This is a genomic window from Staphylococcus pettenkoferi, assembly GCF_002902685.1.
GTDB lineage: Bacteria > Bacillota > Bacilli > Staphylococcales > Staphylococcaceae > Staphylococcus > Staphylococcus pettenkoferi.
Map to the genome: position 1 here is coordinate 28,821 of NZ_PPRN01000012.1, position 13,200 is coordinate 42,020.

The window sequence follows — 13,200 nt, forward strand, 5'->3', positions numbered from 1 at the left end:
CGTACCAAGTATTCAACCAGGGAGTTAACTTTAATTATTTTAAAAATATAAACAAGTAATATATAGGAGGAACTGTAACAAATGGCAGTATTTAAAGTATTCTTTCAACATAATCGCAATGAAGTAATCGTACGTGAAAATACACAAACGATTTATGTTGAAGCACAAACAGAAGAACAAGTTAGACGTTATTTGAAAGATCGTAATTATAATATCGAATTTATCACTAAATTAGAGGGCGCACATTTAGATTACGAGAAACAATCTGAAGATTTCAATGTGGAGCAAGCTGAATAATGAAGCAAATTCACAATAATGAAGTTGCGGTATACGCGCTTGGTGGCTTAGGTGAAATCGGTAAGAATACCTATGCCGTCGAATACAAAGACGAGATTGTCATCATTGATGCGGGAATTAAGTTCCCGGATGACAACCTTCTCGGAATCGACTATGTGATTCCTGACTATACTTATCTTGAACAGAACGAAGATAAGATTGTCGGTTGTTTCATCACACACGGACACGAAGACCATATAGGTGGTGTGCCCTATTTACTTAAACAAATTAACGTACCTATTTATGGTGGTCCACTCGCTCTCGGTTTAATCCGCAACAAACTTGAAGAGCATCATTTATTACGCACAGCATCTCTCAATGAGATTGATGAAGATAGTGTGATCAAATCTAAGCATTTTGAAATTTCATTCTACCTCACAACGCACAGTATTCCTGAGGCTTATGGTGTGATTGTGAATACACCTGAAGGTAATATCGTTCACACAGGTGACTTTAAATTTGATTTCACGCCTGTAGGTGAACCTGCGAATATGGCTAAAATGGCTAAATTAGGTGAAGAAGGCGTACTCTGCTTAATGTCTGACTCTACAAACTCTCTCGTTCCAGATTTCACGCTTAGCGAAAGAGAAGTTGGACAAAACGTTGATAAAATTTTCAGAAACTGCACAGGACGTATCATCTTCGCTACGTTCGCATCAAACATTTATCGTGTACAACAAGCGGTAGAAGCAGCGATTAAATATGATCGTAAAATCGTGACGTTCGGTCGCTCAATGGAAAATAACATCAAGATTGGTATGGAACTCGGTTACATCAAAGCACCGCCAGAAACATTTATTGAACCGAACAAGATTAATAGCGTGCCGAAACATCAATTGCTCATCCTTTGTACAGGATCTCAAGGTGAACCGATGGCAGCATTATCAAGAATTGCCAACGGTACGCATAAACAAATTAAGATTATTCCTGAAGATACTGTGGTGTTTAGCTCTTCACCTATCCCAGGTAATACGAAGAGTATCAACCGTACAATCAACGCGCTTTATCGAGCAGGTGCGGAAGTTATTCATAACAAAGTATCAAATATCCACACATCCGGTCACGGTTCTAAAGTAGACCAACAATTGATGTTACGTTTACTCAGACCGAAGTTCTTCTTACCTATTCATGGTGAATACCGTATGTTGAAAGCACACAGTCAAACAGGTATTGATTGTGGTGTGGATCCGGACAATGTCTTTATCTTTGAGATCGGTGATGTGCTCGCGCTCACTCACGATTCTGCTCGTTACGCTGGCCGTATACCATCAGGCAATGTGCTTGTCGACGGTAGTGGTATCGGCGATATTGGTAACGTTGTGATTAGAGACCGTAAGTTACTATCAGAAGAAGGTCTTGTGATTGTAGTCGTAAGTATTGATTTCCATACCAATCGCCTACTTTCTGGTCCAGATATTATCTCTCGTGGTTTCGTTTACATGCGTGAGTCAGGTCAACTCATTTATGACGCTCAGAAGAAGATTAAGACGGACGTGATTGGCAAGTTGAATCAGAATAAGGATATTCAATGGCACCAAATCAAGTCATCTATCATCGAAACGTTACAGCCTTATCTTTACGATAAGACAGCGCGTAAACCGATGATTCTTCCAGTAATCATGAAAGTAAACGAACATCAGTCAGGCTCTAATCATCATAAGAAAACGTTCAAACCTTCTTACAAAGGTTTCCGCAAAGGTAAAAGTAAAAAACAAGATAAATCATAGCATAAAAAGGTCGCAAACCCATTCAAGCGTTTGCGACCTTTTCCCATACTATAACTTAACCTCTAACGACTTTCTTCTCAAAGCGACTCAAATCATTGTCATGACCAATCATGATCAAGATATCTCCGAATTCAATACTAATATTAGGATCAGGAGAAACAATAATGTCACGTCCACGTTTGATTGCTATGATACTAATACCATACTGCGCACGAATATCCATATCAATAATCGACTGCCCTGCCATCTTCTCACTCGCTTTAATTTCCACGATAGAATGTTCATCCGCAAGTTCAAGATAGTCCAAGACACTGGCACTCGCCACATTATGTGCAATGCGTCGACCCATATCACGTTCAGGATGCACGACGGTATCTGCACCAATTTTATTAAGAATCTTCGCATGGTAATCATTCTGCGCTTTCGCAGTAACTTTCTTCACGCCAAGTTCTTTCAAGATCAATGTAGTTAACGTACTGGATTGAATGTTCTCCCCTATAGCCACGATGACATGATCAAAGTTACGAATACCTAAGCTTTTCATCACCGCTTCGTCAGTCGTATCTGCCACTACAGCATGTGTAGCAATATCGCTATATTCGTTGACGCGATTCTCGTTAAAATCAATCGCCATAACATCCATATCTAAAGCATTGAGTTCTCGGACGATACTACCACCGAAACGTCCAAGACCGATAACGACGTACTCTTTATCCATAAGTTGCCTCCATAATAAATAAGATGAGAATGATTTATCTATGAGTATTCTAACGTCATTAGCGTATAGTAAAACACATCATATTTCAATCATTCTCACCTTAAAAGTTTAAATTCTATTTTTTACCTTTCACATAACCTTTATCGAAAATAAATAAACGCATCAAGAATAAAAGAGATGGTAAGAGTAATAGGAAACCTGCTATAAACGCAATAATCAACGCTAATGCCATACTACCGTTGGCTGCACCATGTTCGATGCTGACATACGGATAGAGAATGTAAGGCATTTTACTCAAACCATAACCAAGGAAAGCAAAGAACACTTGTAAGATGACCATGATAAAGGCTAAACCATGCGCAACCTTAAAGAGTACAAGTAACAAGGCGATGACGAAACATACTAAGCTTAACGCAAACATCCACCAATAATCTTGCACCGCGGTCATGAAATGCGTGTGGTTCTGAATTCTTAACGTTAAGAGCACGAATAAGGACATCGCAATCATCGGTGGTCCCCAGAAGATGAACCAATATCTCACAAGTTTATACGCCTTCCAATCTTCCGCTTTCGCTGCATAATACGTCAGGAAACCTGCTGAAATATATAGCACGGTGAGCACAGCGAGGAAGACGACTGCCCATGAGAATGGGCTTAGCAAGAGTTCTGTCCAATCTAAATCAATGTGATGCGCATACTCGTGAATATAGCCCCCTTCTGATACGGTAAAAGCAACTGATAGAGAGGCTGGAATAAATAACCCTGCTATACCATAAAGGGCAAGCCACGGTAATTTCGTATCAGGACCATAGTTCTCAAAGGCATAGAAACCGCCGCGAATTGATAATAGAATCAGCGAAATAGACGCTGGTACGAGTAAAACAGTACCCATATATTTCGCTGTATCTGGGAAGAACCCGACTATTCCTACGAAGAAGAAGACGAAGAACACATTCGTCACTTCCCACACCGGATTTAAATACCGCGCAATGAGGTGATTAATACGTTTATCTTGATGTGTAATCTTCGCATGCAACGTGAAGAACCCTGCCCCATAATCTATTGAACCGATGATGATATAGCAGAATAAGAATAGCGATAAGACTAATATGCCTACATGTGCGTAATCCATTAATGGTCACCTCTTTCTGAGGAAAGTTCGTCGATCTCTTTGTAAGCAGGTTTGTTTCTGAACATCCGAATCAGCACGTAAGATGCAGTAACGAGAAGGACTAAATATAGTAATCCAAACAGAATCGTTACTAACGTGAGTCCACCTGCTTGTGTGGCTGCCTGTGCCACTTTCATATAACCTCTAATAATCCACGGTTGACGTCCTTGTTCAGTTAAGAACCAACCAAATTCAATCGCTAATAGTGCAGCTGGACCCGTTAGGATTGCTGCATAAAGCAATGGTTTCTTGAAAGTCCAACGACGTAAGCGTTTAAAAATCATCGTAATAATAAATACGGCTGAGACGATGAAACAGAACACACCCATTGCGACCATCAAATCAAAGTAGTAATGGACAATCATCGGTGGGAGTTCACTCTCTTTAAAATCATTTAAACCTTTCACTTTCGTATTCACGTTATTATCAGCCAAGAAGCTAAGTAAGCCAGGTATTTTGACTGCCCCTGAAACTTCTTGTTTATCTTCATCCAGTACACCGAAGAATACGAGATCAGACTTACTTTGGGTATCAAAGTGCCATTCATACGCAGCGAGTTTCTCCGGTTGTTCTTGATGTAGGAATTTCGCTGACATATCTCCGGCTAGCATAGAACCTAACGTAAAGATCAAACCGAGAATCATCGTTAGTTTTAAAGCTTTCTTATGATAAGCGGCGTCTTTCTTAAATTTATTCTTTAACAGTTTAAAAGCAGCGATCGTTGCGAGAACGAAAGCCATCGTCATTAAGGCCGTTGCAACGACGTGGAATGATCTCACTAAGAACGAATCATTAAACATCGCAGCCCACGGTTCGACGTTAATCATTCTGCCATTCTTCATTTCAAATCCTGCGGGTGTATTCATGAAGGAGTTAACTGAGGTGATAAACAATGCTGAGAAGGAACCACCTAGTATCACGGGTATACTAATAATAAGATGCGTCCATTGGCTTTTGAAACGATCCCAAGTGTAGAGATAAATACTCAAGAAGATCGCTTCAAAGAAGAATGCGAACGTCTCCATAAAGAGCGGTAGTGCGATGACATGTCCACCAATTTTCATAAAGGACGGCCATAATAGAGAAAGTTGTAAACCTATAATCGTACCTGTAACAACACCTACTGCAACGGTGATCGTGTACCCTTTTACCCAACGCTTCGCTAAAGTTAAATATTCAGGGTCTTTCTTCTTAATCCCTAGAAATTCAGCGATAGCAAACATGAGTGGCATACCTACACCAATCGTTGCGAATATAATATGAACTGCGAGCGTCATTCCTGTGAGAAAACGTGCAATTTCAACTGAATCCATAATATCACCTATATTTATATAAATATCATTGAGTTTTTACTCATGATTCTGTTAAATTATAAATCGACTACTATGCCAAATGAAATCATTTTGTTCATAAATTAAATGACAAATCTTTGACAACGCGCGGTTCAGACTACTTTCGTCTGTTCAACGATTATGCTAATCTGTAATTATTCTAAGCTTAAAAGGAGTATCACTATGAGTGAAATTGTTATTTATACCCAAGATGACTGCCCACCTTGCACATTTGTAAAAAATTACTTAGCTGAACATAACGTCGACTATACTGAAAAGAATATTAATCATGGTCCATATCGTAATGAGATGATAGATTATGATGCGTTTGCAACGCCATTTATTCTGTTAAATGGAGAGCCTATGTATTCTGTAGATATGGATAAGATCAATCACGCGTTTGGCATTGAGTAGAAGATTTATACTATTTTCGACAGAAATGAATATACTACTATCATTCCTGATTTTATATGGCACTAAACATAGATAATATTGATAAAAGGCGCTATGCCAGATCATCATATAATATAGTAGATGGGGCCAGCCCAACCCCAGACTATAGAAACACGACTTTTCTGTCTTAGACCTACTAAAAAGAGCTTAAGTTGAAGCGATTTGCCTTCAACTTAAGCTCTTATTTTTTATCAATCATAGTTATAAAAACAACTTATTTCGTATAAGATTGAACTAAATCTTCTACTTCATCAGCAGAAACACAATCGAGTGCACGATTTGCAAGTTCACGCATTTCGTTCTGACTTAAACCTTTGATTTGGCGACGTGCTTTGAGTACAGATATCGCACTCATAGAGAACTCGTCTAAACCTAGACCGAGCAATACTGGAATAGCAGTAGCATCGCCAGCCATTTCACCACACATACCTGTCCATTTACCTTCTTGATGTGAAGCATCAATGACTTGTTTAACAAGGCGTAAAATAGATGGATTGTATGGTTGGTAAAGATAAGATACACGTTCTGACATACGATCTGCCGCCATCGTATATTGAATCAAGTCGTTCGTACCGATACTAAAGAAGTCGACTTCTTTCGCAAAGACATCAGCTAAAGCAGCTGTAGCTGGAATTTCAACCATAATACCAAGTTCAATATCCTCAGCTACTTCTACGCCTTCTTTGATTAACTTCTCTTTCTCTTCGTTGAGTAATGCTTTCGCATCACGGAACTCTTGAACTGTTGCAACCATTGGGAACATGATGCTTAACTTACCATACGTTGACGCACGTAATAACGCACGAAGTTGTGGTCTGAATATTTCAGGTTCATTCAGACATAGACGAATTGCTCTGTAACCTAAGAATGGATTCATTTCTTCCGGCAGATTTAAATATGGTAGCTCTTTATCTCCGCCGATATCCAACGTACGAACAACGACGCGTTTACCATCCATTTCTTGTAAAACGGATTTGTACGCTTCAAATTGTTCATCTTCTGACGGCATTTCGTCTCTGCCCATATATAAGAATTCTGTACGGTATAATCCAATACCTTCGGCGCCATTATCAATGACACCATTAAGGTCTTCAGGCGTACCAATGTTTGCCGCAAGCTCAACGTTAACACCGTCTACTGTTGTTGTTTCTTCGTCACGTAATTTCTTAAGTTCTTCTTTATCTTTAAAGAATCGTTCACGCTTATTCTGATATGCAATGACTTCATCTTCTGTCGGATTGATAATCACTTCACCTGTCATACCATCTACGATAATCATATCACCTTGTTGTACTTCTTCAGTGATTGATTTCGTACCTACGACGGAAGCAATTTCTAAAGAACGACTCATAATTGCAGAGTGTGACGTTCTTCCACCGATATTCGTAACGAAACCCTGTACGAACTCTTTATTTAATTGAGCTGTATCAGATGGCGTTAAGTCATTACCGATAATAACGACATTCTCATCGATCATACTTGGGTTAGGTAATGTCACGCCAAGGATGTGTGCTAAGACGCGTTTAGATACGTCGCGAACATCTGCGGCACGCTCTTTCATATATTCGTTGTCCATAGACTCAAAGATCGTTACAAATTGTGAAGTCACGTCAGTCAATGCCGTCGGTGCATTCACTTGTTCGTTAGAAATCTTTTCTTCTACGGGTTTAATAGTTTCTGGGTCGTCCAGAATGAGTAAATGCGCATCAAATATCGCCGCTTTATCTGGGCCAATATTATCTTCGGCGTTATTTCGAATCTTAGTTAATTCAACTTTAGAAGTATCGATAGCGTTTCGAAACTTGTTGATTTCTGCATCAACATCCGCAACCTTATCACGTTCAAAGGATAAGTCAGGTTCAACGAGTAAATATGCTCTTGCAATTGCGACGCCGTCTGAAGCCGCAATTCCGTTCATACGTTGTGACATATTATTCTGTTAAACCTTCTTTAGATAAGATTTCAGTGATCGCTTCGATTGCGTCCGCTTCGTCGCTACCATCAGCATAGATTGTAATTTCAGCATCTTTGCCTACACCTAAGCTCATAACACCCATGATTGATTTAAGGTTAACTTTCTTACCGTTGTATTCTAATTGAATATCTGAATCGAATTTTGAAGCTGTTTGTACAAGCATTGTAGCTGGACGTGCATGAATACCTGTTTCGTCGATAATTACATATGATTTTTGTTCCATAATATGCTGTCTCCTTCGTATAGTTAGAATCGTTCAGTTTAATTAAACTTTCTTAGCCTTATAACTAAACATTACCAAAATTGATATTGAAATTCAATTTGTTAAACCCTAGCTACGATAATATTTGTAGCACTTTTGACTATTTTATGAAACGGGTTCCATTACCATAGAGATTTGATGACACTTTCACATTTTTTCATGTGATCTTCGCCAACTTTTTTCATAAAGTAAAAGCTAATTGAAGCTGAGATTGCTTGACCTACGACAGGGAACCATTTCGTTTGTTTTGCCGCTGCACGTTTTGCTACGTCACGAATCACGACTTTTAAGATTGCGTTTGACACCTTTTTACCGATAAATTGGCTACCTTGAATTGCTGCAGCAGAGAAGATACGTTGTTTCGTGTCATCGCCTAAAGAATTCACTTGTTTGTGATCTAAACCATACAGTTTATTTAAATCTTCAATGATATCGCGCATTAATTTAATATCTACACCGAAGTCTAATCCAGGAATCGGTACGACGCTCATTCCAGAAGAAAGTAAAGATTTCTTCTTCACTAATGACATCGCACGACGATGACGTTCCTTTAATTCTGCTTTCGTAGTAGGAATATTGCTTTTCTCTTTAATCTCTTCAATGTTGAGAACTTTATTTCCAATCTTACTAGTGACATCGTTCGTAATCTTATTAGTAAAACTCATGATCCATCGCTCCTCATAGTTAATTGTTCACAAGACTACATACCCGATTCAGCACAATTTATTTAAGTTGGACGAAAATTGCTTTCAAATACTTAGATGGTTTGTAATGCGGATGTGTCTTAAAGTCTTTAGGTAAGCCCATCACTTCCGCAAACTCAAAGTCGACGCCTGCTTTATTGAGTGTCTGTTTAATCACTGATTTAAATTGTTTCTTCGTAAACTCACTGTGGTTTGTACATAAGAGTAACGTGCCTTGAGGCGCAATAATATTCAGCGCTCCCTCGATTAATTTGTCGTAGTCCTTCTGCACTGAGAATGTTTTCTTTTTATTACGTGCAAAGCTTGGCGGATCAATAACGATCGTATCGTAAGTGATGCCGTGACGCTCTGCATAACGATAGTAGTCAAAGGTATCCATGACATAGATATACTGCGTTTCAGGATCGATGGCGTTAACACCGAAATTCTCTTCAGTGAGTTCACGTGAACGGTTAGCGAGATCAACACTTGTCGTTGTCTTGGCTTCGTTCGCTGCCACTACTGAAAATGCACCTGTGTAACTAAAGAGATTCAACACATCACGATGTGACGCAAAGTGATCACGAAGTTTCTTACGCACATCTTTCTGGTCAAGGAACAGTCCCGTCATCATATCATCATCTAGATTGACGTTATAGAAAGTGAAGTTCTCTTCAATAATAATAGGAAATTCTGGTGCATCACCTTCGACAAAACCACCTGCATGCGTGTGGTTAGGAAAGCGCATCTTCTCGTAAATAGACGTATAATCAAACACTTGTCGAATTGCTTGTAGAATTAAATATCTAAATTTGTAAATCCCTTTCGAATACCACTGAATCAACAAATGTCCATCATAATTATCGATGGTTAAACCACCCACACCGTCTCCTTCCGCATTAAAGAGACGGAATGCATTAGTACCTTCAATATGATAGAAATAGTCTCTTTCTGCTTGCGCTTCCTCAAATAAATTCATGAAGAACGTGGCATTAATATCTTCTGATTGATCGTAGCTCAACACCCATCCGAGTCCTTTATGTTGATGACCGACGTAAGCTGTGGCAATATAATTTCCTGAGTCAGTCACGAGTTGAAAGATATCCCCCTCTTTCAAATGATCGTGTGCATAGAGGTCCGCTTCATCTATCAATGGATAGTGATTCAAATACTTCTTCTCTTTACCTTTATTTAATGTCGCTGTCTTCATCTCTGACACTTACATCCTTTCTATTTATGCACTGTTATTGTGTTATTATTTTAACTTTCAATCCTACAATATCATATGCTGTGTTTACCTAGTTTATCATTCTTTATTGAGCTTAGCCTACGACTTATTCGCATTTTTTTGCCAATTCTATCCTCTCCTATTCTTCAGAGAAATTCAATTCTTTCATGAGCTTTGAAATGCGCAGAATGCTTTTGTCATTTTAAAAAGCAGATACAGAAACCGAGTTGATTTCCATATCTGCTTCTCATCCTCAATTTTAACTTTTTAAAAGTAAGAACTACTTCGAATTTAAAGATTCCATTCTCTCTTTATCATTACGATCAGGCTCACGTAATTTAATCACGAAAGCGACGATGACTGCGATGAGCATAATAAACAGAATTGGTGTAATGAATGTTGAGAATAATTGACCGTGAATCATAATATTCGCAAACTCTGTAAATAATTTGAAGAAGAGTATGCTAATAATGAAGAGATGTAAATAATAGAATCGATTTTTAAAGTAATTGGTTAACGTCAATAACACATAAACGATCATGATTAACATGAGCAAGAATAAAGTGATCCACTCAATAACGTACTGCGTTTGTGATAACTCCCAATTCCCTGACATAAACAAGGAACTTCTGTTGTGCAACTCAATGAGTGTAAAGAAGAGCATGATTCCTGCACAAATTAATTCAATATATAATGATTTCAGCCATTTCGGTTTGCGCATCCATTTCGGTACATCATCTTCTTGAATATCGATGCGTTGTTTCCATTTATCAACGAATTGATCTTTCTTGTTACGCATTTTTTCAATATCCATACTACGACGTGTCTTATGAGTAATCTCAGTCGTTTTATCTTGTAAGTGTTTAATACGTTCTTTCGTTTGGTTCGTCATTGACTCTTTGTTCGTCCGTGATAATTCTGGTTCTTCTTCACCTAACTCTTGCTTAGTTAACGGAAGAGAGCGGCGTAAGAACAAGAAGTTCCAAATCGCCATTTGACCGAGTAACCACATCACTAAGAAGAAAGCATTCACACTTAAGATGTCAATCGGGATAATATCATTATTGTCTACGCGGCCATATAACACAACTTGCGTGATAAGGTAAGAAATACCATAGCTAAAGATAATCCATAAATAATGATATTTTCGGTGATTCGGATTTAAATCATCTTTATAAACGATATAACCAATGTGAATGATAAAAGGAATCACAAAGATAATCGCAAAGAAACTATAAACTTGCGTCATTAAGACGAGTGTAATGATGAAGAATAGAATTCCGATGACTAAGAAGAATACAGAAATATCATAGTCGTAAGAAGTTGTTCTGAACAACAGAATACCTATACCGATAACTAATAAACCGAACAGAATGATGATAATCGCACTGACGATTGGAAAGCTACCAATAAACGTACTCATGACTCGAATAATTTCTGCAAAGAATGCGTTAATAAAGTCCCATACATTATGTATGTTTAAGTTGATCTTATCTTTCCCATTAAGCATGTGAATGAAAGATAAATTGAGTAATATAATAACACCTATTAACAGTGCGACTGCACCGATAATATAGCTGTATATAATTTCGGCGTGTTTTTTAAGGAAAGACATTCATTTCACCTCAAAACAATTATATATGAACATATCCATGTTGTCTCTATATCGTACAAGAAATAGGTCTAGAGACCGAAATTTCTCACACTTTTCTCGCTAATGATTAAACATAATCCACAATGTCCCTTTCAGTATGTAACATCATTGAAAACGAGTGACGATGGTATTTTGTGACAGCAATTTATAAATTTAAGTTCTTTTCTGTAAACAAGCTGAGTCGCGATTTGTATTCTCGCTCCCCACTTTTTCAGTAAAAGTAAATGAAGCGTTTATAGCACACAGCAATAGCATTTGAACTTGAGCTTACCTTTTATGTTTGCACACTAACGCTTCCTTCGAATGCGAGATAAGTATGTAAATTATAACGCACGCGACCTATCAACTCAACTCACTTCTTCTATTTCCATTTCGCCCCACGAAGAAACAGATTTCACAATATAATTGTGTGTAAATACTTTAAAATGGGTATAATAAAAGTGGTAAGAATAATCAACAAAGGAGCCTGATTCCCATGACAAATGAAGACAAAAATAAACAAGCAGCTGAACAAGCTAAAGAACAAGAAGAGCAATTAAAGGATAAGAAAGAACAAGCCGAAGATAACGTTAAAGAAACAAAACAGAACGTCCAAGATACTTTAGATTAATAGCTAAACATCGTTCGAATTCTACACATTTTATTCGTAAGATAAACACAAACCCTATAATTATTAGTCGCAAAGCACGCGTCACTCACAACTAATACCATGTGACGCGTGCATTTTCGTGCGTATTTTAATGTAATTATGCTACTATATGACCTCGCTAAACCGAACTTCTCTCACATATCTCAAGAAAGCCTTGACAATCGTTCTCAACCAGTCTACATTAGAATTAAATTACAAATCAATCTAACGCACTAGGGGTGTTATGTTATAACTGAGATGAGGTAGAACCTCAAACCCTTTGAACCTGATCTAGATGATACTAGCGTAGGAAAGTGAGCGATTACTATTATGTTAAGCTCTGCCTTTTATGACTCGGCAGAGTCTTCATCCAATGTTTATTTCTTTCTGTTTGTTTTTCGCGCAACTTCTAGATGAGGTTGTGCGTTTTTTATTGGGAGGAAATAGATATGACAAGAGCTTCAAGAGGTTTAAAGCTATCCGACATACTCGTCACAGTCTTAATCGCCGTCGTCTTCGCGATTATTTATAACGTTTGGCATTTCGTGTATGATTTTTCTAAAATATCTGGTTTGCACGTAGAAGAAATCGTCTACGGCATGTGGTTTATGGCAGCAGTCGTTGCTTATCTCATCATTCCTAAACCGGGTATCGCAATTCTAGCTGAGTTTGCAGCAGGTGCTGGTGAAACCATCGTTATGGGCCGCTTCGATGTCCCTACGATGATTTATGGTTTACTCCAAGGTGTAGCTTGTGAGGTTATCTTCCTCATCTTCCGCTACAAATCTCGTTCAGCTGCAGTAGCTATGCTTGCTGGGTTAATGGCAGCGATTATTACCTTGCCACTCGACTTCGCGTATGGCTACCTCAATGAGTTATCAGGTTGGAACTTAACACTGTACATCGTCTTCAGATTAATCGGTGGTCTGTTAGTCGCTGGTTTACTGTCTTACTACATCGTCAAGGCGCTGGATCAGACCGGAGTGACCAAACTCTTCAGACCTGCATCTAAAAAAGATTACGATAACTTGTAA

At 38.3% G+C, this 13,200-nt stretch carries 13 protein-coding genes and 1 riboswitch; of the genes, 5 read left to right on the forward strand and 8 right to left on the reverse strand.

Annotated features, from left to right (window positions below; all coding sequences use genetic code 11):
* Window positions 1-81: 81 nt before the first annotated feature.
* On the forward strand, window positions 82-297 hold the full coding sequence (locus CD126_RS02165; protein WP_002471871.1) for a DNA-dependent RNA polymerase subunit epsilon: 216 nt from the start codon (window positions 82-84) through the stop codon (window positions 295-297).
* Window positions 297-2,063 carry a ribonuclease J1 gene (gene rnjA, locus CD126_RS02170; protein WP_049406876.1) on the forward strand — a complete coding sequence of 589 codons (1,767 nt, stop codon included), beginning with the start codon at window positions 297-299 and terminating at the stop codon, window positions 2,061-2,063. Before CD126_RS02165 ends, rnjA begins: the two co-directional genes overlap by 1 nt.
* Window positions 2,064-2,118: 55 nt before the next feature.
* Here rnjA and CD126_RS02175 read toward each other — a convergent pair whose 3' ends face one another.
* The 3 genes from CD126_RS02175 to CD126_RS02185 all read right to left on the reverse strand — a co-directional run bounded on the left by CD126_RS02175 (window position 2,119) and on the right by CD126_RS02185 (window position 5,265).
* Window positions 2,119-2,781: a potassium channel family protein gene (locus CD126_RS02175; RefSeq protein WP_002471883.1), complete on the reverse strand. Its 663-nt coding sequence runs from the start codon at window positions 2,779-2,781 to the stop codon at window positions 2,119-2,121.
* A gap of 115 nt (window positions 2,782-2,896) precedes the next feature.
* Window positions 2,897-3,913 (reverse strand): cytochrome d ubiquinol oxidase subunit II, encoded by a 1,017-nt coding sequence (locus CD126_RS02180; RefSeq protein ID WP_049406873.1) that lies wholly within the window; start codon window positions 3,911-3,913, stop codon window positions 2,897-2,899.
* Complete coding sequence (locus CD126_RS02185; RefSeq protein WP_049406870.1) at window positions 3,913-5,265, reverse strand: cytochrome ubiquinol oxidase subunit I; 1,353 nt, start codon at window positions 5,263-5,265, stop codon at window positions 3,913-3,915. The genes CD126_RS02180 and CD126_RS02185 overlap by 1 nt, the downstream gene beginning before the upstream one ends.
* A gap of 201 nt (window positions 5,266-5,466) precedes the next feature.
* Between CD126_RS02185 and CD126_RS02190 the strand changes: the two genes are divergently transcribed.
* Window positions 5,467-5,697 (forward strand): glutaredoxin family protein, encoded by a 231-nt coding sequence (locus CD126_RS02190; protein ID WP_049406867.1) that lies wholly within the window; start codon window positions 5,467-5,469, stop codon window positions 5,695-5,697.
* A gap of 253 nt (window positions 5,698-5,950) precedes the next feature.
* On the opposite strand, the gene ptsP is transcribed toward CD126_RS02190, so the two are convergent.
* The 5 genes from ptsP to auxA form a co-directional block, all read right to left on the reverse strand.
* Window positions 5,951-7,666, reverse strand: coding sequence for a phosphoenolpyruvate--protein phosphotransferase (gene ptsP / locus CD126_RS02195; RefSeq protein ID WP_103369960.1), 1,716 nt, complete (start codon window positions 7,664-7,666; stop codon window positions 5,951-5,953).
* A 1-nt stretch (window position 7,667) separates the two neighbouring features.
* The gene (locus CD126_RS02200; RefSeq protein WP_002471864.1) at window positions 7,668-7,934 is read right to left on the reverse strand and encodes a phosphocarrier protein HPr; all 267 of its coding nucleotides are present in this window, start codon (window positions 7,932-7,934) and stop codon (window positions 7,668-7,670) included.
* Window positions 7,935-8,095: 161 nt separating this feature from the next.
* The gene (locus tag CD126_RS02205; protein ID WP_049406862.1) at window positions 8,096-8,638 is read right to left on the reverse strand and encodes a hypothetical protein; all 543 of its coding nucleotides are present in this window, start codon (window positions 8,636-8,638) and stop codon (window positions 8,096-8,098) included.
* A gap of 58 nt (window positions 8,639-8,696) precedes the next feature.
* Entirely contained in the window at window positions 8,697-9,866 is a 1,170-nt protein-coding gene (locus CD126_RS02210; protein ID WP_103369961.1) for a class I SAM-dependent rRNA methyltransferase, read from the reverse strand.
* Window positions 9,867-10,164: 298 nt separating this feature from the next.
* Complete coding sequence (gene auxA, locus CD126_RS02215; protein WP_049406856.1) at window positions 10,165-11,499, reverse strand: lipoteichoic acid stability factor AuxA; 1,335 nt, start codon at window positions 11,497-11,499, stop codon at window positions 10,165-10,167.
* A 514-nt stretch (window positions 11,500-12,013) separates the two neighbouring features.
* On the opposite strand from auxA, the gene graF reads away from it, so the two are divergent.
* Window positions 12,014-12,148, forward strand: a complete 135-nt coding sequence (graF, locus tag CD126_RS12225) for a glycopeptide resistance-associated protein GraF (protein ID WP_198465107.1) — start codon at window positions 12,014-12,016, stop codon at window positions 12,146-12,148.
* A 243-nt stretch (window positions 12,149-12,391) separates the two neighbouring features.
* Window positions 12,392-12,496, forward strand: a riboswitch (TPP riboswitch).
* Window positions 12,497-12,615: 119 nt separating this feature from the next.
* Window positions 12,616-13,200, forward strand: coding sequence for an ECF transporter S component (locus CD126_RS02220; RefSeq protein WP_049406853.1), 585 nt, complete (start codon window positions 12,616-12,618; stop codon window positions 13,198-13,200).